The organism is Kitasatospora sp. NPDC088134, from assembly GCF_044741705.1.
In the GTDB taxonomy this organism is placed as follows: domain Bacteria; phylum Actinomycetota; class Actinomycetes; order Streptomycetales; family Streptomycetaceae; genus Kitasatospora.
Map to the genome: position 1 here is coordinate 1 of NZ_JBIUTD010000049.1, position 21,457 is coordinate 21,457.

Annotated in this window: 20 protein-coding genes and 1 riboswitch; of the genes, 11 read left to right on the forward strand and 9 right to left on the reverse strand. The window is 73.4% G+C overall.

Features of this window, described 5'->3' with window-relative positions; all coding sequences use genetic code 11:
* Nucleotides 1-90 precede the first annotated feature (90 nt).
* Nucleotides 91-504 carry a hypothetical protein gene (locus tag ACIOHG_RS37285; RefSeq protein ID WP_400958017.1) on the reverse strand — a complete coding sequence of 138 codons (414 nt, stop codon included), beginning with the start codon at nucleotides 502-504 and terminating at the stop codon, nucleotides 91-93.
* 201 nt (nucleotides 505-705) lie between these two features.
* Between ACIOHG_RS37285 and ACIOHG_RS37290 the strand changes: the two genes are divergently transcribed.
* Genes ACIOHG_RS37290 through ACIOHG_RS37310 form a run of 5 tightly spaced genes read left to right on the forward strand, consistent with a single transcriptional unit; the run spans nucleotide 706 to nucleotide 6,703 of the window.
* On the forward strand, nucleotides 706-2,055 hold the full coding sequence (locus tag ACIOHG_RS37290) for an ABC transporter substrate-binding protein (protein ID WP_400958019.1): 1,350 nt from the start codon (nucleotides 706-708) through the stop codon (nucleotides 2,053-2,055).
* Nucleotides 2,052-2,975, forward strand: a complete 924-nt coding sequence (locus tag ACIOHG_RS37295; RefSeq protein ID WP_400958021.1) for a carbohydrate ABC transporter permease — start codon at nucleotides 2,052-2,054, stop codon at nucleotides 2,973-2,975. Before ACIOHG_RS37290 ends, ACIOHG_RS37295 begins: the two co-directional genes overlap by 4 nt.
* Nucleotides 2,972-3,835, forward strand: a complete 864-nt coding sequence (locus ACIOHG_RS37300; RefSeq protein WP_400958023.1) for a carbohydrate ABC transporter permease — start codon at nucleotides 2,972-2,974, stop codon at nucleotides 3,833-3,835. The genes ACIOHG_RS37295 and ACIOHG_RS37300 overlap by 4 nt, the downstream gene beginning before the upstream one ends.
* 5 nt (nucleotides 3,836-3,840) lie before the next feature.
* Nucleotides 3,841-5,646: a glycoside hydrolase family 36 protein gene (locus ACIOHG_RS37305; protein ID WP_400958025.1), complete on the forward strand. Its 1,806-nt coding sequence runs from the start codon at nucleotides 3,841-3,843 to the stop codon at nucleotides 5,644-5,646.
* Nucleotides 5,647-5,704: 58 nt separating this feature from the next.
* Nucleotides 5,705-6,703, forward strand: coding sequence for a LacI family DNA-binding transcriptional regulator (locus tag ACIOHG_RS37310; protein WP_400958027.1), 999 nt, complete (start codon nucleotides 5,705-5,707; stop codon nucleotides 6,701-6,703).
* 7 nt (nucleotides 6,704-6,710) lie between these two features.
* On the opposite strand, the gene ACIOHG_RS37315 is transcribed toward ACIOHG_RS37310, so the two are convergent.
* Both ACIOHG_RS37315 and ACIOHG_RS37320 read right to left on the reverse strand, forming a co-directional pair.
* Complete coding sequence (locus ACIOHG_RS37315; RefSeq protein ID WP_400958029.1) at nucleotides 6,711-7,643, reverse strand: endonuclease/exonuclease/phosphatase family protein; 933 nt, start codon at nucleotides 7,641-7,643, stop codon at nucleotides 6,711-6,713.
* A gap of 42 nt (nucleotides 7,644-7,685) precedes the next feature.
* Nucleotides 7,686-8,717, reverse strand: a complete 1,032-nt coding sequence (locus tag ACIOHG_RS37320) for a PQQ-binding-like beta-propeller repeat protein (protein ID WP_400958031.1) — start codon at nucleotides 8,715-8,717, stop codon at nucleotides 7,686-7,688.
* A gap of 218 nt (nucleotides 8,718-8,935) precedes the next feature.
* Here ACIOHG_RS37320 and ACIOHG_RS37325 point away from each other — a divergent pair, with 218 nt between their 5' ends.
* Entirely contained in the window at nucleotides 8,936-9,349 is a 414-nt protein-coding gene (locus tag ACIOHG_RS37325) for a nuclear transport factor 2 family protein (protein WP_400958033.1), read from the forward strand.
* A gap of 24 nt (nucleotides 9,350-9,373) precedes the next feature.
* Here ACIOHG_RS37325 and lanL read toward each other — a convergent pair whose 3' ends face one another.
* The 3 genes from lanL to ACIOHG_RS37340 all read right to left on the reverse strand — a co-directional run bounded on the left by lanL (nucleotide 9,374) and on the right by ACIOHG_RS37340 (nucleotide 12,861).
* Nucleotides 9,374-12,058 carry a class IV lanthionine synthetase LanL gene (gene lanL / locus ACIOHG_RS37330; protein ID WP_400958035.1) on the reverse strand — a complete coding sequence of 895 codons (2,685 nt, stop codon included), beginning with the start codon at nucleotides 12,056-12,058 and terminating at the stop codon, nucleotides 9,374-9,376.
* 1 nt (nucleotide 12,059) lies between these two features.
* Nucleotides 12,060-12,230: an SflA family class IV lanthipeptide gene (locus ACIOHG_RS37335; RefSeq protein ID WP_400703021.1), complete on the reverse strand. Its 171-nt coding sequence runs from the start codon at nucleotides 12,228-12,230 to the stop codon at nucleotides 12,060-12,062.
* Nucleotides 12,231-12,387: 157 nt separating this feature from the next.
* Nucleotides 12,388-12,861, reverse strand: a complete 474-nt coding sequence (locus ACIOHG_RS37340) for a DUF3592 domain-containing protein (RefSeq protein WP_400958037.1) — start codon at nucleotides 12,859-12,861, stop codon at nucleotides 12,388-12,390.
* Nucleotides 12,862-13,044: 183 nt separating this feature from the next.
* Nucleotides 13,045-13,133: riboswitch (ZMP/ZTP riboswitch) on the forward strand.
* Nucleotides 13,134-13,169: 36 nt separating this feature from the next.
* Between ACIOHG_RS37340 and ACIOHG_RS37345 the strand changes: the two genes are divergently transcribed.
* Nucleotides 13,170-14,333, forward strand: a complete 1,164-nt coding sequence (locus ACIOHG_RS37345; protein WP_400958039.1) for a phosphoribosylaminoimidazolecarboxamide formyltransferase — start codon at nucleotides 13,170-13,172, stop codon at nucleotides 14,331-14,333.
* Nucleotides 14,334-14,340: 7 nt separating this feature from the next.
* On the opposite strand, the gene ACIOHG_RS37350 is transcribed toward ACIOHG_RS37345, so the two are convergent.
* A complete protein-coding gene (locus tag ACIOHG_RS37350) occupies nucleotides 14,341-14,832 on the reverse strand; it encodes a tyrosine protein phosphatase (protein WP_400958041.1) in 492 nt (163 codons plus the stop codon).
* Nucleotides 14,833-15,203: 371 nt separating this feature from the next.
* Here ACIOHG_RS37350 and ACIOHG_RS37355 point away from each other — a divergent pair, with 371 nt between their 5' ends.
* The gene (locus tag ACIOHG_RS37355) at nucleotides 15,204-15,533 is read left to right on the forward strand and encodes a hypothetical protein (protein ID WP_400958043.1); all 330 of its coding nucleotides are present in this window, start codon (nucleotides 15,204-15,206) and stop codon (nucleotides 15,531-15,533) included.
* A 220-nt stretch (nucleotides 15,534-15,753) separates the two neighbouring features.
* Here ACIOHG_RS37355 and ACIOHG_RS37360 read toward each other — a convergent pair whose 3' ends face one another.
* Nucleotides 15,754-17,064, reverse strand: a complete 1,311-nt coding sequence (locus ACIOHG_RS37360; protein ID WP_400958045.1) for a helix-turn-helix transcriptional regulator — start codon at nucleotides 17,062-17,064, stop codon at nucleotides 15,754-15,756.
* 154 nt (nucleotides 17,065-17,218) lie between these two features.
* On the opposite strand from ACIOHG_RS37360, the gene ACIOHG_RS37365 reads away from it, so the two are divergent.
* Both ACIOHG_RS37365 and ACIOHG_RS37370 read left to right on the forward strand, forming a co-directional pair.
* Nucleotides 17,219-18,211: a Gfo/Idh/MocA family protein gene (locus tag ACIOHG_RS37365; protein WP_400958047.1), complete on the forward strand. Its 993-nt coding sequence runs from the start codon at nucleotides 17,219-17,221 to the stop codon at nucleotides 18,209-18,211.
* Nucleotides 18,208-19,485 carry a DegT/DnrJ/EryC1/StrS family aminotransferase gene (locus ACIOHG_RS37370; RefSeq protein WP_400958049.1) on the forward strand — a complete coding sequence of 426 codons (1,278 nt, stop codon included), beginning with the start codon at nucleotides 18,208-18,210 and terminating at the stop codon, nucleotides 19,483-19,485. The genes ACIOHG_RS37365 and ACIOHG_RS37370 overlap by 4 nt, the downstream gene beginning before the upstream one ends.
* Here the strand turns inward: ACIOHG_RS37370 and ACIOHG_RS37375 are convergent.
* On the reverse strand, nucleotides 19,469-20,686 hold the full coding sequence (locus ACIOHG_RS37375) for an IS110 family transposase (protein ID WP_400958051.1): 1,218 nt from the start codon (nucleotides 20,684-20,686) through the stop codon (nucleotides 19,469-19,471). The two genes, ACIOHG_RS37370 and ACIOHG_RS37375, sit on opposite strands and share 17 nt — an antisense overlap.
* Nucleotides 20,687-20,894: 208 nt before the next feature.
* Here ACIOHG_RS37375 and ACIOHG_RS37380 point away from each other — a divergent pair, with 208 nt between their 5' ends.
* Complete coding sequence (locus ACIOHG_RS37380) at nucleotides 20,895-21,338, forward strand: NUDIX domain-containing protein (RefSeq protein WP_400958053.1); 444 nt, start codon at nucleotides 20,895-20,897, stop codon at nucleotides 21,336-21,338.
* Nucleotides 21,339-21,457: the final 119 nt, after the last annotated feature.

The window sequence follows — 21,457 nt, forward strand, 5'->3', positions numbered from 1 at the left end:
AAGTTGCACTCGCGTCACGGAACACGGTCTACCGGATCAGGCCGCGCCGCGAGAGCAACTTCCCAGAATGATCACAACAGAATACGAGCCCTAGCGCACGATCTGGCATGGATGTTCCCCAACCCCCGCGTACGCGGCGCGGGCGGCCAGCGGGACGGTGCCCGCGACGGTGCCGTTGACCCGGACGGTGAACGCGGCGTTCGGGCCGCCGGTGGCGATCCAGGCGGAGACGTCGTAGACGCCCGGGGCGGCGGCGGTGAAGGACTGGGAGACCTGCCGGCCCGCGCCGCCGTCCAGGTAGGCGAGCCGGCTGCCGCTGTGCGGGTAGTTGCCGGCGGTGCCGGTGCCGGGGGTGAACTGCCAGCCCGCGCCGCCCAGTTCGAAGCCGGGGTCGGCGAGGACGGGGACGCCGGTGGCGGCCAGCGCGGGCGGGGTGGCGGTGACGGGGGCGAGCGCCGCGGTCAGCGCGAGCGCGGCGAGCAGGGCGGTGCGGGCAGGTCGCATGAGGGGGCTCCGGCCTGGGTGGTGGTGGCGGCTGCGATGCCCGGACGCTAACAGTCCGATCGGAGCCCTTCAATACCTTTGCAAGGTTTCCATGTCGTATCGGTCGGAAGATTTTCAATCAGATCTTGCAAGTCGGCTTTCGGGGTTGCTAGCGTCCTGCCCCGTCGGCACCCTCGCCGACCTGGAGCAAGGTGGTTGACCATGGAGATCTCTCGGCGCGGCGTCCTCAGAGCCGGCGGAGCCCTCGCGGCCGGAGCGGGCCTCACCGGCCTGGCGGCCTGCAGCGGCAGCGGCACCGGCGGCAACGGCGGCGGAACCAAGGGCGACCCGAACAAGGGCGAGATCACCGTCTGGAGCTGGAACGGCCCCGCGGCCGAACTGAAGGCGCTGACGCCCGCCTTCAACGCCCAGCACCCGGACATCAAGGTCACCGTCGAGGACATCGGCAACCCGGCGATCTGGGACAAGATCACCACCGGCCTGGCGGCCGGCGGCGCGGGCCTGGCCGACGTGCTGCACATCGGCGTCGACTACCTGCCCGGCTACGTGGAGAAGTTCCCGAGCGGCCTCGCCGACCTGTCCGAGCTCGGCGCCGGCCAGTACAAGGACGCCTTCGCACAGGGCCTGTGGGCGACCGTCACCTCCAAGAACGGCCGGGTCAACGCCCTTCCCTGGGAGGCCAATTCGGCCGGCTTCTACTACCGTGCCGACATCTTCGAGCAGGCCGGCGTCGACGTGAAGTCGCTCAACACCTGGGACGACACCGTCGAGGCCGGAAAGACCATCAAGGCCAGGACCGGCAAGTACCTGCTCGGCATCGACAAGCCCGCCTCCGTCCCGGACGCCGCCAACTTCTTCCAACTGCTGCTCCAGCTCCAGGGCGCGTTCTACTTCGACCTCGACGGCGGCATCACCCTCGACTCGCCCGAGTCGATCAAGGCCATGACGCTGATCAAGCGGCTCAACGACGCCGGCCTGGTCGCCGACCTGTCCGGCGGCTGGAACGCCCTGATCTCCTCCATCAAGGCCGGCACCTCCGCCGTGATCCCCTACCCGACCTGGTTCGGCGGCGTCATCGAGGAGACCGTCCCCGAGGAGAAGGGCAAGTGGGGCGTCCGGCTGCCCCCGGCGATGCGCCCGGGCGGCAGCACCGCCGCCACCGTCAACTCCACCCACCTCGCGGTCTCCGGCACCAGCAAGGCACAGGCCGCCGCGTTCACGTTCGTCGAGTTCGTGCTCACCAGGCCCGCGAACCAGGTGAAGATCTACCAGGACAAGGGCATCGCCCCCGCCCTGATGAAGGCCTACGACGACCCGGTGTTCCACACCCCGTCCGCGTTCTTCGGCGGCCAGCAGAAGGGCGAGGTGTTCCTGGCGGCGCTCAAGGCCCCGTCCCCGGCCTACAACTACAGCTCCGACTACGCCCGCGCGCTCAAGGTCGTCACCGACGCCCAGACCAAGGTGCTGCTCAAGGGCGCCGACCCGGCCGAGGTGCTGAAGCAGGCCGCCGACCAGCTCGCCCAGCAGACGGGCCGCAAGGTCGTCCGATGAGCACCGCCACCACCGAGCGGCCCACCGGGCGGCGGCCCGCCCCCCGGCCGGGGCCGTCCCGCCCGCTCGGCCGACGGCTCGCCCCCTACGGCTTCGTGCTCCCGGCCGTCGTGCTGTTCGCCGCGTTCAAACTCTACCCGATCGCCTGGTCCTTCCTGCTCAGCCTGTACAAGAGCGTCGACGGCGTCGACACCTTCGTCGGCGGCGACAACTACGCCCGACTGCTCCGGGACCCGCTGTTCCGGACCGCGCTGAAGAACACCGGCATCGTGCTGGCCGTCCAGGTCCCGGTGATGCTGGCCCTGGCGACCGGCCTGGCCGTCGCCTTCAACTCCCGCGTCCTGCGCGGCCGGACGCTGTTCCGGCTGGGCTTCTTCCTCCCGATGGTGACCGGCCTGGTCGCCTACGGCGTGATCTTCTCGGTGCTGCTCAACGAGAAGTACGGCCTGGTCAACTGGCTGCTCCAGCAGGTCGGCATCGGCGCGGTGCCGTGGCTGACCGACCCGCTGTGGGCCAAGCTCTCCCTGGCCCTCGCACTGACCTGGCACTACACCGGCTACAACGCCGTCATCCTGCTGGCCCGCCTGCAGTCGATCCCCGCCGAGCTCTACGACGCCGCCGCCGTCGACGGCGCCGGCCCCTGGAAGACCTTCCGGTACGTCACCCTGCCCGGCCTGCGCCCCGCACTGCTGCTCACCACGGTGCTCTCCACCATCGGCACCCTGCAGATCTTCGACGAGCCGTGGATCCTCACCCGCGGCGGCCCCGACAACGCGACCCTCACCATCGGCGTCTACCTGTACCAGAACGCCTTCAGCTACTTCGACTTCGGCTACGCCTCGGCCATCGCCTACGCCCTGGCCGTCCTGATCGGCATCCTCGGGCTGGTCCAGTTCAAGGTGCTGGGAGACAAGTCATGACGCCCGCCACCCCCGCCCGCCGCCGTACCAAGGGCGCCCCCGGCAGCCTGCGCAACAGCATCACGCTGACCTGGGGCCTGGCCCTCGCGCTCGCCGCCGTGCTGCTCCCGTTCTACTGGCTGGTCGTCGGCGCCACCCGCAGCAGCGCCGAGATCTTCGACTCCCCGCCGCCGCTCACCCCCGGCGGCCACCTGCTGGACAACCTGCAGAGCCTCCAGGACACCGCGCAGTTCGGCCGGGTCGTGCTCAACTCGCTCGGCATCGCCGCCGTCTACACGCTGTGCGCGGGCACCGTCTGCACGCTGGCCGGCTACGCCTTCGCCAAGTACCGCTTCCGCGGCCGCGACCTGCTCTTCGGCGTGCTGATGCTCGGCCTGGTCGTGCCCGGCCAGGTCACCCTCGTCCCGCTGTTCAAGCTGATGGGCGAACTGGAGTGGCTGAACACCTACCAGGCGGTGATCCTGCCCAACCTGGCGCTGCCGTTCGGCATCTTCCTGATGCGCCAGTCCATGGGCACCGTCCCCGACGAACTCCTGGACTCCGGACGGGTCGACGGCTGCGGCGAGTTCCGGCTCTTCGTCAAGGTCGTGCTGCCGCCGATGCGGCCCGCGCTCGCCGCGCTCGGCATCTTCCTGTTCCTGTTCCAGTGGAACGACTTCGTCTGGCCGCTGATCGTGCTGCGGGACAGCGCCTCGCTGACCGTCCCCGTCGCGCTGGCCTCGCTCAAGGGCGTCGTCAACACCGACTACGGGGCGATCCTGGCCGGCACCGCCGTCGCCGCGATCCCGATGGCCGTCGTCTTCCTCGCCCTGCAGCGCCACTTCGTCTCCGGCCTGCTGGCCGGTGCCGTCAAGGAGTAACCACCGTGACCCCCCTGGCCGTTGAGGCCGTGACCACCGCCGAACTCGCCCCCGCCCGGTTCGCGCCGCTGCTCGACACCGTCGAGATCGCCGTGCTCGCCGACGGCGCGGACACCGGCTGGAGCCTCGACGGCGCGGACCCCGCCCGCAGCCCCGACCGGGCCGGGCCGGACGTCCGCGTGCTGCGGATCGACGCCCCCCGGGCCGCCGTCGAGGTCAGGCTCAGCGTCCCGCTCGGCGACACCGCCGGCTACTGGCAGCCCGGCGCCGACTGGCGCCGCACCCCGGTCGCCGACTGGGAGGGACGGGCCCGGGTCAGCCTGGTCAAGGGCCTCGCCGCCGGGTGCCTGCACGACGCCACCGGCGCCACCCTGCTGACCTTCGCCACCGCCGACCCGGTGCCCGAGGCCGCCCTGCGCTACGGCGTCTCCGAGGAGAACGACACCCACGTCGTCCACCTCCACCTGCCGCCCTCGGACGAACCCCACCGCCTGCTGTTCGTCCCGCGCGCCCGCTCCGTCGCCGCCGCCCTGCGCCCGCTGCGCGCCTGGTACGCCGCCCGCGTCGACCCGCTGCCGGTCCCCGAGGCCGCCCGCGTCCCGCTCTGGTGCACCTGGTACGCCTACAACCAGGCGGTCACCGCCGACGAGGTCGCCCGGCAGGCCCGGCTCGCCGCCGAACTCGGCTTCGGCGCCCTGATCCTGGACGACGGCTGGCAGCGCCACGGCCACGGCCGCGGCTACGCCGGTGTCGGCGACTGGCTCCCCGACGCGGACAAGTTCCCCGACCTCACCGCGCACGTCGCCGAGGTCCGCGCCACCGGCCTGCGCTACCTCGCCTGGGTCGCCCCGCTGCTGCTCGGCCCCGAGGCCGACTGCCACGCCGCCTGGGCCCCGTACGCCACCCGCGCCGCCGGCGTCCCCGGCGCGCACGTCCTCGACCCCCGCCACCCCGAGGTCCGGGCGCACCTCGTCGACACCTGCGTCCGCCTGGTCCGCGACCACGGCCTCGACGGCCTCAAGGTCGACTTCCTGGACGAGGCGATGGTCTACGCGGACGACGGCGGCGCGGACGTCGGCCGGGCCCTGCTGACCCTGCTCGGCGAGCTGCGCGCCGCGCTCCTCGCCGTCCGCCCCGACCTGCTGCTGGAGCTCCGCCAGCCCTACGTCGGGCCCGCGATGGCCGAGTTCGGCAACATGCTGCGCTCCTTCGACTGCCCGGCGGACTCCACCGCCAACCGCGTCCGCACCCTGGACACCGCGCTGGTCGCGGTCGGCGGCGCCGTCCACAGCGACCCGCTGATGTGGGAGGCCGGCGCGCCCGTCGAGGCCGCCGCCCGCCAGCTGATCGGCGCCCTGCACGCCGTCCCGCAGGTCTCGGTCCGCCTCGACACCCTGCCCGCCGAACACCTCGACGCGCTCCGGTTCTGGCTCGCCCAGTGGCGCCGGCTGCGGCCCCAACTCCTGGACGGCACGGTCGAACCCGGCCGCCCCGACGAGCAGTACACCCTGGTCGAATCGGTCGCCGACGGCGTCCGGGTGGTCGACGTGCACAGCGAGCGGGCCGTGCCGGTGCGCTGCGCCGGACACGCCGAAACCGTGCTGGTCAACGGGAGTTCGGCGCCCCGCCTGGTGCTGGACGTGCTGGACGGCCCGCACGCCGTCGAGATCGCGGTGCACGGCCCGGACGGCCGTATCATCGAACGGGTCCAGACCACTCTCGCCCCCGGCCTGTGCAGCCTCCCGGTGCCGCGGACGGGTCTGGCGCGGATCTCCGGCGACGCTCCGGCGGCGGGTGGCCCGGCCCGGTGACGAACGTGACGGACCGTCCGGCGAGGAAGGGTGAGGGCATGAGGATCGGGATCAGGGCATGAAGATCGGGATCGTGGAGATCGCCGCGCAGGCGGGCGTCAGCGAGGCGACCGTCAGCCGGGTGATCAACCGTCGGCAGGGCGTGGCGAAGAAGACCCGCGACGCGGTCGAGCAGGCGATGGCCGAGCTCGGCTACGAGCGCGCCGTGGAGGGCCAGCTGGTCGCGGTGATCACCGAGCACGTCTCCAATCCGTTCTTCGCCGACGTCGCGGAGCGGATCGAGTCGGCGCTCGCCCCGCACGGCCTGAAAACCGTCCTGTGCCCGGCCTTCGCGGGCGGCGTGCAGGAGCCCGAGTACATCTCCGCCATCATCGACAAGGGCATCGCCGCGGTGGTGTTCCTGTCTGCGTCCAACACCGTCGAGGGCGTCGACACCGAGATCTACGAGATGCTGCGCTCGCGCCGCATCCCCTATGTCGGGGTGAACGGTGAGTTCGCCGACGGGGTGCCGGTGCCGGTGTTCTCCACCGACGACCGGCTGGCCGCCGAACTCGCCGTCGACCACCTGCACCGGCTCGGGCACCGGGCGATCGGGATGGTCTCCGGTCCGGCCGGCAACCATCCCGCCGACCGGCGGGTGCGGGGTTTCCTGGACTCGATGGCCCGGCGCGGCATCCCCGACGCCGAACGGCTGGTGGTCCGCCAGTCCTACACCGTGGAGGGCGGCCAGGCCGCGGCGGGCGCGCTGCTCGGCCTCGGGGCCACCGCGATCGTCGCCGCCAGCGACTGGATGGCGCTCGGCGTGATCCGCGGCGTGCGGCGGCTGGGCCGGGCGGTGCCCGAGGAGGTGTCGGTGGTCGGCTACGACGGGTCGATGATCACCGAGTTCACCGACCCGCCGCTGACCACCGTCCGCCAGCCCGCCGACCGCCTCGCCCTGGAGGTCGGCCGCAGCGTCCTCGCCCTGGTCGGCAACCGCGACACCCCCACCGGCGAACTCCTCTTCGACCCCGAACTGGTGATCCGCGCCACCACCGCCCCCGCGCCCGCTAGGTGACGGACCGTCAGAACTCCAGGTCGACCGCCAGTGGGCGGTGATCGGAGACCGCGAACCGGGGCAGCCCGACCGGGACGGCGGTGTGCGGGCCGAGACCGGCCGCGAGCAGGTGGTCGAGCTGGGCCCGCGGCCGGTGCGCGGGGAAGGTCCGGGCGCGCAGCAGTGCGCGCCAACCGTCGTGCGGGGCGGCGGACCGGAGCACCGAGACCGGCACCGCCCCCGGCAGGTTGAAGTCGCCGAGCAGCAGGTGCGGGCCCGGCAGCCCCGCCAACCAACGCCGCAGGGACAGCAGTTGGCGGACGTTCCAGCCCGGGACGAAGGACAGGTGCACCGCTACCGCCGTGAACGGCCCGCCCGGGCCGCGCAGCACGGCGGCCAGCGCCACCCGGGGATGGTCGCGCACTACCCGCAGCCCCGGGCCGCCCGGTCCACCCGCCGCGGGCAGCGGCACCGTCAGCGGCGGCTCGCCGAACCGGCGGGCCTGCCAACCCAGCACCGGCAGCCGGGAGTACAGCGCGACGCCGTGCGACGGACTCCCGCCGGACGCGCCGCCGTGCGACGGACTCCCGCCGGAAGCGCCGCCGTGCGCCGGGCCGCCGCCGGAACCGCCGCCGTTCGGCCCGTGCACCCGCAGCCCCCGGACGGCCGGGTCGCGCACCCAGGACCGGCCCGGCACCGCCCGGGCGTGGAACGCGGTGGCGTACCGCCAGTGCCGGGCCCCGGCCGCCCCGGCCAACTCCCGCGCCTGGTCCACCCCGCCGGAGCGCTCCTGCCCGCGGTCCAGCTCCTGCAGCGCCAGCACGTCCGCGTCCAGCACGGCGACCGCCTCCGCCAGTGGCGACAGGTCGACCGCCCCCGACGGCCCGTCGGCGGACGGGCACCGCCCGTGCAGCACGTTGAAGGTGGCGAGGCGCAGCGGCGCGGCGACGGTTCCGGTCACCCGCCGGACGCTACCGCACCCCGGTGGCCGGGGGAGGGGAGGTCAGAGCTGCCAGGCCCGCAGGCTGTTCCGGGTGACGGCCAGCAGCCGGCCCGGGCCCAGGGGATGGACGGCCGCGACCCGGTGCCCGATCCGTTCCCGGTGCCCGGTGCGTCGGGCCGGTCCGGCCGGTCCGGCCGGGGCGCCCGGCAGTTCCTGGCCCGGCACCCGGAGCAGCGCGCCGTCCTCCAGGGCCACCGCGACCCCGGTCGGCGTTCCCACCACCCCCGCCGTCACCGGCCGTTCCCGCACCGCGACCCGCTGCCGGGGCGTGCCGTCCAGCGGGTCGACCCCGACCCAGCCGCCACCGCCGCCGCAGCGCCGCTCGCGCAGCCACAGCAGGCCGTCCGCGCGCAGCGGCGCCCCGCCCAGCAGGGCGTTGCGCTGCGGCCGCAGCACCTCCACCGCCCGCCCCGTCCGGGACAGCACCACCACGCTCCGGCTGCCGCACACCGCCGCGCACCGGTCCTCGTCCAGGACGGTGAACACCGTCCCGCTGTCCGCCCCCGCGAGCGGCAGCGGCAGCAGCCAGGACGCCGTCTCCCGGCCGGTGCGCGGGTCCAGCAGCCAGGCCCGGGTGCCGTCGCCGAGCAGCAGCCCGCCCGCCCAGGCCGCCGGCAGTTCGGTCCGGACGGGTGCGGGGGCCCGCCACAGCGGCCGCCCGTCCGCCAGCGCGAACGCGGCCGGCGCCGTGTACCCGCGCCACCCTCCCGTCAGCACCACCCCGTCCAGCACCGTCAGGTGGCCGCTGCAGCGCGCCAGTTCGGCCTGCCACAGCAGCGCGCCCGACGCCAGGGCGAAGCAGCTCAGCACCGGCCGGTCCTGCGGCAGCGCCAGCACCCGGTCACCGGCCACCACCAGCGCCCGCGGCCACGTCCCCAGCGGCACGTCCCAGCCCGGCGACCCGTCCGCCGCGTCCAGGCAGACCAGCCGGCTGTGCCGCTCGTGCACCAGCACCCGGCCGCCCGCCACGCACAACCGCGAGTGCGCGCCCCGCTGGTGCAGCACCCGTTCCCACAGCTCCACGACCACCACGACCGCCTTCCCCCGTACCCGGCCGACCCGGTCGGCGCCCACCGACCGGCGAACCGAGCAGAATACGGCAGCACCCGCCGCCGACCTGACGGCGGGTCGGCAGCGGAGCGACAGTGCGCCGACAGCGATCCGGTAGCGATCCGGCAGCGGGGTGCGCGACGGTGGAACCAGGACGGGGCGGGGCGCCCCGCGACACCACGGACAGGCAGGGGACGACAATGGACGAGACGCTGGTCGCACGGATGCGCGCGTACTTGGCCGCCGGACTCACCATGGACCTCGACACGCTCGACGCGATGTACGACCCGGAGTTCGAGAACGTCCGGACCGACGAGCAGGGACAGGTCGCGGTGCTGACCAAGGCCCACTTCATGGCCCGCTTCCGCGCGCTGCAGGCCCAGGGCACGCCGATCGGTGAGGACGTCGACGACGTGCGCTTCCTGCACACCGCCCTGGACGGCGACCGCGGCACCCTGGTCATGCACCGCGAACAGGACGGCGAACCCGGCCGCTACCTCTTCGTCTGGCGCCGCGAGAACGGCCGCTGGACCACCCTGCTGCGCGAGTACACCTTCGAACGCGACGTCACCCCGCTGCTGAAGCTGCTCGCCGCCGCCGGGCAGCCCTCCTGACGGTCCGTCAATTGCTGGACCCGGTCAGGGCAGCAGTCCCGGGCGCGGCCCGGCCGGGTCGGTGAGGCGGCGCAGGAAGGACAGCACCCCCGCGGTGCCCGTCGCGTACGGGAAGGACGTCCGGGTCAGGGTGGGGTCGGGGAAGTCCGGGCGGTCCGCCGGGCCGGCGCTGCGGGTCAGCAGCAGTGCGGCGACGGATCCGGCGGCGGTGCGGAACTCCTCGCTCTCCGGCGCGAGTTCGAGCATCAGCTCGCCGACGCCCGCCAGGCCGCAGCAGCGGGTGACCAGCGGCATCCGGGGGGCGAGCGCGAGGCAGGCGCGGGCGCAGCGCTCCGCGAGGAGGCGCAGCGAAGGATCGGCCAACTGCCCGGCGGCGCGGGCCAGGACGGTCCCGATGCCCGCCAGGCCGCGGCACCAGGAGCCGTAACGGCGGCTGGCGGACGGCGAGTTCGCGGCCGCCAGCAGGTCGGGGACGGTGGCGGCCAGGTCGGCGCAGGCCCGTTCGGCGTCCCGGAGGGCGTCCTGGCTGCCGGTGGCGCGGGCGTGGGCGAGCAGGAAGTACGCGACCCCGGCGTCCCCGTGCGCCAGCCCCTGGGCGAGCGCGGCGTCCCCGGGCCGGGGCGCGGCCACGGGCGTGAGCCGGGCCCGGCCGGTGCGCAGGCGCCGGTGGCAGTCGGCGGCCACCGCGAGGTGCGCGGCGGGGTCGGCGTGCGCTCCAGCGGGGTCGGCGTGTGTTCCGGGGCGCGGTCCGGTGCGGTCGACGTGTGCTCCGGTGCGCGGTCCGGTGCGGCCGGTGGGTGCTCCGGTGCGGGCTTCGGCAGTGTCGGACTTGCTTGCCCGGGCGGCGAGTCGGGCCAGCAGGAGGTGGCCGAGGCCGGTGCCCGCGAGGCCGTCGATCAGGTCGGCCTCCGGGAGGCTGCCGTCCGGGCGGTGCTCCGGCAGGGCGGGGGCGGTGAACGGCGCGGGGGTGCCGGCGGCGGCCAGGAACAGGTCGACGCCCGTCCGCCCCGAGTACAACCCCGGCTCCAGGACGCGGGATTGGCGCCCCGTCCAGTCGGCGAGCCGGGCCACGGCCGCGGGCACGCCCGGGCGGTGCAGGTGCTGGAGGAGCTCCAGGCCCAGCCCGGCGCTGCCGCCGTAGAGGTCGATCGGGGTCGGGACGGCGCTGCGGGCGGACAGCTCCGGGTCGGCGATCCGGTGCGCCTCGGTGACGCAGTACCGGACAGTGTGCTCGACGACCGCTTCGAGCAGCTCGGGGTCCGGGGCGGCGGACCTCCTTCCGGGCGGCGCCGGTCGAAGGGGCGTGGGGAAGCAGTCGCGCAGGGCGGCCGCGGTCGCGGTGCGGGTGGCCGGGTCGGGGTGGGTGAGTCCGGCCAGGGCCGCGCGCAGCGCCCGGTGGGCGGGGCCGGGGAGGGCGAACTCCAGGCAGGCGAGGGTGCGTTCGCGGTTGACGGACCGGTCCGGGTCGAGCACCACCGGGTCCAGGCCGGTCGCCGCGAAGTGCAGCGTCATGCCCAGGGCGTAGAGGTCGTCGGCGGGTCGGGCCGGTGCGCCCGGGCGCAGGACGGGTTCGCTGTACCCGGGGGTGGCGCCCTCCGGTCCGCGGCCGTGGACCGAGCTGATCCCGAAGTCGACCAGGTGGCACCGGCCTTCGGCGTCCAGCACCACGTTGTCCGGCTTGACGTCGCGCACCACCACGCCCCGGCGGTGGATGCCGTCCAGCAGGCCCAGCAGCCGGTCGGCGAGCGCGGGCAGGGTGCGCGGGTCGGGCCCCCGGCCGTTCGCGGCGGCGGGGGCGGCGGGGTAGGGGCCGCCGGTGAGCACGTCGCGGCGCAGGTCGCGCTCGCCGCAGGAGGTCGTCACCAGGTACTCGTCGGCCCGGTGCCGGAAGTAGTCGAGGGCGCGCGGGACGCCGTCGGCGCCGTCGAGCGCGGTCAGCACGGCGTGCTCGTTGCGCAGCCGGTCGCGGGTGTCGGCACCGGTCTCGTCCTCGGCGACGTACGCGCGGGCCTGCTTGACCACCACGGCCCGGCCGGTGGCGAGTTCGACGGCCCGGTACACGTTGCCCTGCGCCTTGCGGGCGATGCCGGCGGTGACGCGGTAGCGGCCGCCGCCGAACCCGGCGCGGTTCTCCGGAGCCGGAGCCGGAGCCGGACCCGGAGCGGGGGCGGGGGCGGGGCGGCCGAACGGGTCCTCGGCCCAGGGCGGGCAGCGGTAGGCGGTGCCGGCCAGGCCGTCGAAGAGGCGGCCGTCGGGGCCGGTCATCACCGACTCCAGGCGCCCGGTGCGGCCGGTGCGGTACTCGGCGGTGAACGGCCCGTAGCGGTAGTAGACCGGCGCGTCCGGATCGACCCGGCGGTCGCTGACGATCGGCGGGCCCTCGTGGCCGCCCAGGACGGCGACCAACTCGGCGGCGAGCGGCAGCAGTTCGTCCGGCGCGGGGTAGAGCGTCATCGCCTTGCCGACCGAAGCGCTGTTGGTGGCACCGGAGTTGAGGGCCCGCAGGGTGTCCCGGTCGCGGGCCCACTTGGCGTGGCAGACGTGCCGTTCGAGCACCGGCAGGACCAGGGCGGTGACGGCGTCCAGGGTGGCGGGGCGGGCGGAGACGTGGAGCTTCCACCCGTGGTCCATCGCCGGCATGCGCGGATCGGTCAGGTACGACCAGGTGTCGTCGGACCAGGGCCGGCGGCCGGCGATGGACCCGGTCACGTCAGGAGTTGCGGTCGTCGCAGGCGAAGCGCGTGGTGGCGGTCACCCACGGGTCGGCGAGACAGGCCGTGGGGTCGAGGTCCGCGCGGTCGTCGTCCTCGAACAGCAGGGTCTCGTCGTCCAGGGCGAGCGGCCCCGCGTCGCGGATCTCGGTGAGGGTGGCAACGGGCATGTGACGCCTCCAGGTCGTGTCGCGCGTCCGGCCGTTCCGCGGGGTCGCGGCGGCCGTGGGACGGGGCGGCCGGGTCGGGCCGCGGTCCCGGAGGATGAAGGTAGGGAGGAATGGTGAACCTGACAAGGGGTCAGGTTGCCCGGGCTTCACCGAACGGTCACATCCTGTGCGAATCCCCGGGGCGCGGCCCCTCGCCCGGGGGCGTCGCCGGGACGGCGGCGAGGGCGGCCCGGCCGACCCGGGTCAGGACGACGGCCCAGGCGAGGCCGAGCAGCCCGATCAGGATGACCACCAGCCCCGACGCCAGGTGGCCCCACCCGAGCCGCTCCGGCAGCAGGGCGCGGCCGGTCCGGTCCGGCGCCACCAGCACGGTGATCGGGTCGCCGGGGGAGAGGTTCCGGGGCGCGTCGCTCGGCAGCTCGACCCGCCGGACGTCCGGCGCGGAGACCGTCAGCTCCCGCGCCCGCGGCCCGCTCGCGGGCACCGCGTACGACACGTCCAGCACGGTGCCGGCGACTCGCTCGGCGTCCCGGTAGCGGTAGTGCGCCGCCACTTCCGGGCCGAGCAGCAGCAGACCGACCAGAATGATCAGCGGACCACCGATCAGTGCGATCACCGTACTGCGACTCACGCGAACCTCCCCGGTGCGGCGTACGAAGCATCGGCCGATCATCGTACGCCCGCCCGCCGGACCGTACGCCCGCCCGCCGGACCGTCCGCCCGTCCGTCGGACCGCCCGCCCGTCCGTCGGACCGCCCGCCCGTCCGTCCGTCCGGGAGATCCGCTTCCGCTCGGCGGACCCGCGTTGCCAGCATCGGCGCGCCGCGACTGGCGAGAGGTGGAGCACCACCGGGGAGCGGCAACAGCACGACGGGACCGGCACCGTCCGCCTGGGTGTCCTCCGAAGCCGATCCATCGACTTCACGGAGGGGGCCGTCCATGGACCTTCGGTACGGCATCAACCCGCAGAACACCCGCGCCCACGTCGAACCGCTGCACCCCGGCGCCGACCTGCCGCTGCGCCTGCTGCAGGGACAGCCCTCGTACATCAACCTGCTGGACGCGCTCAACTCCTGGCAGCTCGTCAGCGAGGCCGCCGCCCTGCTCGGCCGCCCCGCCGCCGCCTCCTTCAAGCACGTCTCCCCGGCCGGCGCCGCCCTGGCCGGGCCCGTCGACGCCACCGCCGCCGCCCTGTACGGCGTCGACCCCGCCACCGTCGGACCGCTCACCGCCGCCTACCTGCGGGCCCGCGACGCCGACCCCAAGTCCTCGTACGGCGACTTCGCCGCCGTCTCCCACGAGGTCGACCTCGAACTCGCCGACCTGCTCGCCCGGGTCGTCTCGGACGGCATCGTCGCCCCCGGCTACGCGCCCGGCGTGCTGGACGTCCTGGCCCGGAAGAAGAACGGGCGCTTCCTCGTCCTGGCCGCCGACCCCGGCTTCGTCCCGCCCGCCACCGAGGCCCGCGAGGTACACGGCCTGCGCCTCGTGCAGGACCGCGACCCCCACCCGCCGACCGCCGGGCTGCTCGCCGACGTCCGGGTCGGCACCCTGACGGAAAGCGCTTGCACGGACCTGCTGCTGGGCCTCACCGTACTGCGGTACACCCAGTCCAACTCGGTCTGCTACCTGCGCGACGGGATGGCCCTCGGCATCGGTGCCGGTCAGCAGTCCCGGGTCGACTGCACCCGGCTGGCCGGGGCCAAGGCCGACACCTGGTGGCTGCGCCGCCACCCCGCCGTCCGCGCCCTGGACTTCCGCCCCGAGGTGCGCCGCCAGGACCGGATCAACTGGCAGATCCGCCACCTGGAGGGCGACCTGACCCCCGACGAGCGGACCCGCCTCGCCGCCGCCCTGCACGGCGGCGCGCCCGCCCCGCTCGACCCCGCCGCCCGCGCCGCCTGGCTGTCCCGCCGCACCGGCCTCTCCTACGTCTCGGACGGCTGCCTGCCCTTCCGCGACAACGTCGACCACGCCGCCCGGCACGGCGTCACCGCGATCGCCGAACCCGGCGGCTCACTGCGCTCCGCCGAGGTCGAGGCCGCCTGCGCCGAACACGGCATCGCCCTCGTGCACACCGGCCGACGGTTGTTCCACCACTGACGGACCGTCAGGCGGCCGGTTGCGGGAGCAGATCGGTCCAGGCGCGCTGCTCGGGAGTGTCCGGGACGGCCAGGCCGCGGGCCCGGGCGATCAGCCCCCAGGCGGTGTCGGCGTCGGTGCCGGTCAGGACCAGGACGGCCGCCGCCAGCAGCGAGGACCGGCCGATGCCCGCCCGGCAGTGCGTGACGACGTGCCCGCCGGCCCGCAGGCGCTCCGTCAACTCCCGGACGGCGGGCAGGACTTCGGCGGGCTCCGGGGTGGTGCGGTCCGGTATCGGGAGCGCGACGAAACGCAGCCCGGCGGCCCGAGCCAGCTCCGCCTCCGAGGTCAGCCCGAGCTCGGCGTTCTCGGCGGGCGTGAGCGCGCTGACCAGGTCGGTCACCCCGGCGGCGGCCAGCCCGGCCAACTCCCCGGCCAGCCAGTCGCCGCCGCGCGGCCGGGCCATCGTGCTGAGCCGGCCCGGCCCGGGCCGCTCGACGGTGAACAGGGTGGGACGCATGACGGAACCTCCGGTCGGTGGGTGCCTGCTGCGGGGCGTCAACAACCGGAGGCGGCACGGCAGTCGACGCGGCGTCGGCTCCGGTACCCGGCCGTCGCAGCGGGCCTCCGGGCGGTGACGCCGGGGGAGACGTCGACCGGCCCGCACGTACGGAGAGCGGGGCCCTGCGGTCGACGGCGCAGACCATAGCACCCCGGCGGGGGCGGCCGGTCGCGCGGTCTCAGCGCGTCGCGCCGGGCGCTGCCACCGTGCAGGTCACCACGTCTGCTTCGGCATCGGCGGCCGGGCCCGGGTAGTGGCCCCGGCGCCCTTCCCGGAGCCGGTCGGTGCCGGTGCCGGGGGGCCTGCGCGGTGGTGAGGCGGCCGGGGCGGTGCCGTTCGACCCCCGTGACGGTGTCGTCGAGCGCGCGGTGCGCCTCGTCGTCCTCGAAGAGGAAGATGGCCGGCCCCAGGGCGATCGGGCCGTCGTGGCGGACGGTGGACCTCTTCCGCCCGGGGCACATCTGCGAGCCGTCGTCGGTCGGCACGGTGACCAGCACGTCGGGCTGGAGGTCCAGGAGCGCCTGGCGGCAGCGGCCGCAGGGCGCGATGAGGCCGTGCCCGCGCTCCGCGCCGCGGCGATGGTGACGAGCGGTCCGGCGCCCGCCGTCGCGGCGCCCAGCACGACGAGTTCGGCGCAGGGCCCGCCGGTGAAGTGGTAGACGTTGACGGCCGTGTGGATGCGACCGGCGGAGTCCAGCGCGGCTGCGGCCACGGTGTGGTCGGGGTCACCGCCGAGACCGGCGGCGAGCCGCTCCGCCGCCTCGACGGCGCGTCATGCGGGCTCGAAGAGCTGCATGGTGGCCATGCCGCCGACCCTACCGGCGGGGCCCGAATGCGGTACGTGGGGCGCTTCTTGCCCGATGCACGCCGCAGCGACCCTCAGCTGGTTTTCAGGCGCTCCATGAATTCGGTGACGCCGTCCACCTTCCGGTACTGCTGGAAGGTGGGAACGAGGTCTCGGACCAGGGCGATGCACCGATCGGCTCCGAACCGGGTGGCCAGGTCCAGGGACTCGTTCGTTGCCGCCAGGGCCTGTTCCACCTGCTCGGACTCCAGCAGGCTGCGTGCGGCGTAGGCGAGGAAGATCCCGCGCGTCTTGCCCCGGGTGGGGGGCAGCAGGCCCATGCCCTCGGTGATGCGCACATGGGCCTCGTCGCTCCGCCCGAGGTCGAGGAGGCACTGTCCGGAGTCCACGGCGAGGTCGGCCGGGCTCATCCACGCGCACCACCCGGGGGCGGGGTCCTGTACGGTGCGGGCCAGTTCGCTCTCGGCGGCGGACAGGTCTCGGAAGCAGTTGGCCCTGCCACCGAGCGCCGCGTGGGCTCGCGCCCTCCGGAGGAACAGGAGCGACCGCGCGGTGGGGTGGTCGGTGCGGGACAGGGCGCTGTCCAGGAGGTCGAGTGAACTGTCCGGCTGGCTGAGCCAGTTGCGCTGGTACGCGAAGTCGGAGAGGACACCGGCACCGAAGTCCCGGTCATCGGCGGCATGGGCGGAGTGGAGGGCAGCGGCCCACAGTCGTTCGGCTGCCGAGTGCTGTCCCTGGTCGAACCGGTACCAGCCGCAGGCCGTGGCCAGGGAGGCAGCGAGCTGGTGCAGCCGCTTGCCGGTGTGCTCGGTATAGGTGCCGCTCTCGATCAGGTCGGTGACGGTCGCCAGGTGGGCGTCCATCAGTTTGTTGGTGTGCTGGCGCTGTTCGGTGGGCAGCGAGGTCAGCTGGACGCTGGTCGTCTCCAGCCAGGCCACCAGGTCGTCGTCCACCTGCTTGCCGTCGAGCGCGGAGGCGAGGCGACCGGGCTCGATCTGCGCCCACTGGATGGCGAGACCGGACAGGGACAGGGCGCCGATGGTCAGGAAACTTCGACGGTCCATGGCTTTGCTCTGGGCCTCTCGTAGTGCTTGAACGGTGTACGCGGAGCCCAGTGGCAGGAGTTCTTCGCGGCCGGGCAGCCAGTCCGGCCAGCCGTAGTGGTCCACGTCCTCCAGGGGAACGTTGAACGCCTGGGCCATCAGGAGCTGGGATTCCGGGGAGGGCCGCCTGCCCGCCTCCCATTTGCTGATCCGCTGGCGGTCCGTCCCCGAGCGCAGTCCGTGACGCCGGGCCGCACGGTGCATCCGCACGGCGAGGTCGGTCTGGGACCATCCGCGCTGGTCGCGGGCGTACACCAGGGGGTGCCGGATCGGATCTTCCACGCGCGCCATCCCATCATCGGCGGTGGACCGCACCCTAGCGGGCGCGAGGGGCGGGACTACACCGGAACTACAGATAACGCCTGTTCGCCGTATGCGAGTTGACGTTTCCTATCGGTACCGAACGTTCCTGCTCCCAGATGGAAGGAGTCCGTTCATGAAGCGGCGAGCCGCCATCATCGGCCTGGGGCACCAGGCTCTGGAAGACCACCTCCCCGGTCTGGCCGCCTCCGGCCGGGCCGACCTGGTCGCCGTGTGCGACAGCGACCAGGGAATCCTGAAGGACCGTCAGTCGTCCCTGAACGTACCCGGCTTCACCGGTGTGGGGGAGATGCTGGACACCGTCCGGCCGGACTTCGTCATCGTCGCCGTCCCCCACCACGCCGGACGGGCCGTGGTCGAGGAGTGCGCCCGGCGAGGTGTGCACGTCCTCAAGGAGAAGCCCTTCGCCATCTCGACCACCGAGGCCATGGAACTCACCGAGATCTGCGACCGGGGCGGTATCGAGCTGATGGTCACGCTCCAGCGCCGCTTCAACCCGATCTACACCTCGGTCGTCCAGTTCCTCGACCAGATCGGCACCCCGTTCCTGATCGACGGCCGGTACACCTTCCACACCGACAGCCCCGGCTCCGGCTGGCGAGGGCAGGTGGCCACGGCCGGGGGCGGCTGCATCATCGACATGGGCTACCACATCGTTGACCTGCTGCTGTGGTACTTCGGCATGCCCAACCGGGTCATGACCGAGTTCTCCGCCACCGCCCAGCCCGCCGAGACCTACGACGCCGAGGACACCGCCGTCATCCAGGTCGGCTACGACAGCGGTCTGTACGGCTCCGTGCTGCTGTCCAGGTGGATGGCCCCCAAGACCGAGAAGCTCCACATCGTCGGCACCCAGGGCGCGATCGTGCTGACCAAGGACGCCGTCCAGCGCCTCGACCGCTACGGCACCACCGTGGAGGAACTGGCCCGACCCCAGGCTCCCGCCAGCGCCGCCACCGCCCAGATCGACCACTTCTGCCGTGTCCTGGACGGTGAGCGCGCCAACACCTCCCGCCCGCTCGACCACACGGACCACGCCGCGTTCGTCGCCGCCTGCTACGAGTCCAAGAACGCGAGCCGCTACGTCAACCCGAAGGAGATGCTGTGACCCACCGTCTCGCCCTGCTCGGCGGCACCCCCGAGATCACCCGGAGCGGCCCGCACTTCACCTGGCCCCCGATGGACAACGCCACCGAGAAGGCCGTCCTCGGCCAGCTCCGCACCGACATCTCCATCCCCGGCCGCAGCGGTGTCGTCGCCGACCTGGAGAACGCCCTCCAGGACTATTTCGGTGTCCGCCACGCCATCACCACCAGCTCCGGCACCGCAGCCCTGTACGCCGCCTACTGGGCCGCCCGGATCGGCCCCGGCGACGAGGTCATCGTCCCGGCCTGGACCTTCCACGCCACCGCCAGCCCCCTGTTCCACCTGCGGGCCGTACCGGTCCTGTGCGAGACCACCGAGGACGGCAACCTCGACCCCGCCCGGATCGAGGAGCTGATCACGCCCCGCACCCGCGCCGTCATGGTCACCCACCTGTGGGGCAGGCCCGCACCGATGGCCGCCATCAGGGCCGTCGCGGACGCCCACGAGCTGGCCGTACTGGAGGATGGCTCCCACGCCCACGGCGCGAGCATCGACGGCCAGAAGGTCGGCACGTTCGGGCTGGCCTCCGCGTTCTCCCTCAACGGCCCGAAGCCGCTGTCCGGCGGGGAGGGCGGCTTCGTCCTGACCGACGACGACGACACGTACCACCGCGTCATCACCTTCGCCCACTACAACAAGCGCGCCAAGACCGAGATCCCCAAGCGCCACCGCCTCGCCCCGTACGCGGTCACCGGTGCCGGACTCAAGCTCCGTATCCACCCGCTCGCCGCCGCCATCGCCCTTGACCAGCTCGGCCGCCTCGACGTCCACCTCACCGGCCGTGCCGAGATCGCCGCCCACCTCGCCCGGGAGCTGGCCCGTGTCCCCGGCCTGCACGTCGAACCGATCCCCGGAGGGGTGGTCCCGTCCTGGTACGGGTTGACGATGCTGTACCGGCCGGAGGAACTCGGAGGACTGCCCATCGAGAAGTTCCACGACGCCCTGCTCGCCGAGGGCGCGACCGCATACGACCGGCCCGGCTCCACCTGCCCGATGAACCAGCTCCCGCTCTACCAGCAGCCCAACCTGCTCTTCCCGGGGCACCCCCACTCCCACCGGCCCTACCGGCCGGGCATGTTTCCCGTCGCCGAGCACGCGCACCGGCACACGGTCAAGCTCCCGGTGTGGCACCGTAGTGCGGATCTGGAGACGGCCGAGGCGTACGTCCACGCGGCCGTCAAGGTCAGCGACCACTACAAGGAGCTTCCCAATCATGTTGTCAAGCCGCAGCCGTGACGGGAGGTGACAAGTGGTAACACTCTCCGTCACGGAGCATCGCCCACAGCACGTTGACCCGACGGCGAGCCAGGGCCAACACAGCTTGCTTGTGCCCCTTCCCTTCGCTCCGCTTCCGGTCGTAGTACGCCTTCGAGGCCGGGCAGCACCGCAGGCTGACCATGGCCGACAGGTACATGGCCCGCAGGAGCCCGCGGTGGTAGCGGCGGGGTCTGCGCAGGTTGCCGCTGACGCGCCCGGAGTCACGCGGCTGCGGGGCCAGGCCCGCGAAGCCGGCCAGGCGGTCCGCGCTGCCGAAAGCGTCCATGTCCCCGCCGGTCGTGGCGAGGAACTCAGCGCCGAGCTTGGGTCCCATCCCCGGCAGGCTTCTGATCACCTCAGCGTGCGGGTGCTCGCGAAACCGGGCCTCGATGAGGGCGTCGAGCTCGGCGATCTCCTCATCCAGGGCCATCACTCCCTTCGCGAGGCGGACCACCATGGCGGCGGCCAGCTTCTCGCCGGGCAGCACCGTCTGCTGGGCCTGGGCGGCATCGACAGCCGTCTTCGCAAGGGCGGAGGCACCACGGACCTTGCGGTTCTTCAGCCAGGTCTCGATCCGCTTGGCTCCCGCGCGGCGGATGGCCGCCGGGGTCTGGTATCCGGTCAACAGCATCACCGGTCCCTGGTTCGTCAGGTCCAGCACGCGCTCCAACGCGGGGAATATCTCAAGCAGTTGAGCACGAAGCCGGTTGATCTGCCGCGTCCGGTCGAAGACCAGGTCCAGACGCCGGGTGGTCAGGGTCCGCAGGTCGATCGCGATTTCGTCACCGGGCCGCAGCAGGCCCAGGTCCCGGCGGACGCGGGCCTGGTCGGCGATGACGAAGGCGTCCTTCGCATCCGTCTTCCCTTCGCCCCGGTAGGTGCCGGAGGCCCGGTGCACCGCCAGGCCGGTCAGGTAGGCGACGGGCTGGTCGTGGCCCACCAGCAGGCCGATCAGCAGGGCCGCGCCGCCGTGGTTGAGATCGACGGCCCACAGCACGTCCGTGGATATCGCCAGGACGTCGCCGATCAGGGCCAGAAGTTCGGCCTCGTCGTTGTGGACTCGGCGGGACAGCAGCCGCTCGCCCCGCTCGTTGATCACCACCGCGTGGTGGTCCGTCTTGCCGATGTCCACCCCGGCCCAGATCTCGGGCACGTTCCCCTCCGCCGTCTCGTCGTGCATCCATCCCGCAGACGACCTCGCCGGCGTTGCCCTACAGCAGCGATCGAGTCGCAGTTCCCAATTGGCGGTCGAGTCGTCGTGGGGCCCCGGGCGGCCAAGCTCCTTAAGCCATTTCGCGGTCTAAACCGTGACAGCCATACCCAGGGCCCTGGGCTCCACCGATCTTACGAATGATCAGTTTCAACCCACCAAGAAAGGTAGGGCTGCTGTGATCGACACCCTCAACCTGGAAGACATCGCCCGGAAGGACACCGAGGACGGCGTGGAGGGGGTCGTGGTCGGCGCGGTCGTCCCCAAGAACGGCTCCGTGCTGCTGCTGCAGCGGGCGGCCGACGACTACATGGGCGGACTGTGGGAGCTGCCCTCCGGCACGGTCGACCCCGAGGACGCCGACCTGCTCGCCGCGTTGAGGCGCGAGGTCGCCGAGGAGACCGGCCTCACCGTGGTGAAGGCCACCGCCTACATCGGCCACTTCGACTACCTCTCCAGCTCCGGCAGGAAGCACCGACAGCACAACTGGGCCGTGGAAACCGAAGGCGAGGTGGTGCTGTCCGAGGAGCACTCCGCCCACCAGTGGGCCGACCCGGCAGAGCAGCGGGTCACCAGCTCCTCCGTCCAGGAGATCCTGACCACCTGGCTGGCCGCCGGCTGACCGATCCGCTGAGGGGAGGGGACAGCACTAGGTTCTGTCCGTGCGATCATGAGCGGAGCCAGATGGCCAGGGCGGCGGCCGTGACGGTGCCGAGGAAGACGTACACGCGCTTGTCGTAC

Excerpts from the sequence above, each read along its gene's own strand:
- ACIOHG_RS37285 (WP_400958017.1), bottom strand. The coding sequence starts at position 504 with ATGCGACCTGCCCGCACCGCCCTGCTCGCCGCGCTCGCGCTGACCGCG.
- ACIOHG_RS37290 (WP_400958019.1), top strand. The coding sequence starts at position 706 with ATGGAGATCTCTCGGCGCGGCGTCCTCAGAGCCGGCGGAGCCCTCGCG.
- ACIOHG_RS37295 (WP_400958021.1), top strand. The coding sequence starts at position 2,052 with ATGAGCACCGCCACCACCGAGCGGCCCACCGGGCGGCGGCCCGCCCCC.
- ACIOHG_RS37300 (WP_400958023.1), top strand. The coding sequence starts at position 2,972 with ATGACGCCCGCCACCCCCGCCCGCCGCCGTACCAAGGGCGCCCCCGGC.
- ACIOHG_RS37310 (WP_400958027.1), top strand. The coding sequence starts at position 5,705 with ATGAAGATCGGGATCGTGGAGATCGCCGCGCAGGCGGGCGTCAGCGAG.
- ACIOHG_RS37325 (WP_400958033.1), top strand. The coding sequence starts at position 8,936 with ATGGACGAGACGCTGGTCGCACGGATGCGCGCGTACTTGGCCGCCGGA.
- ACIOHG_RS37335 (WP_400703021.1), bottom strand. The coding sequence starts at position 12,230 with ATGCCCGTTGCCACCCTCACCGAGATCCGCGACGCGGGGCCGCTCGCC.
- ACIOHG_RS37345 (WP_400958039.1), top strand. The coding sequence starts at position 13,170 with ATGGACCTTCGGTACGGCATCAACCCGCAGAACACCCGCGCCCACGTC.
- ACIOHG_RS37350 (WP_400958041.1), bottom strand. The coding sequence starts at position 14,832 with ATGCGTCCCACCCTGTTCACCGTCGAGCGGCCCGGGCCGGGCCGGCTC.
- ACIOHG_RS37365 (WP_400958047.1), top strand. The coding sequence starts at position 17,219 with ATGAAGCGGCGAGCCGCCATCATCGGCCTGGGGCACCAGGCTCTGGAA.
- ACIOHG_RS37375 (WP_400958051.1), bottom strand. The coding sequence starts at position 20,686 with ATGCACGACGAGACGGCGGAGGGGAACGTGCCCGAGATCTGGGCCGGG.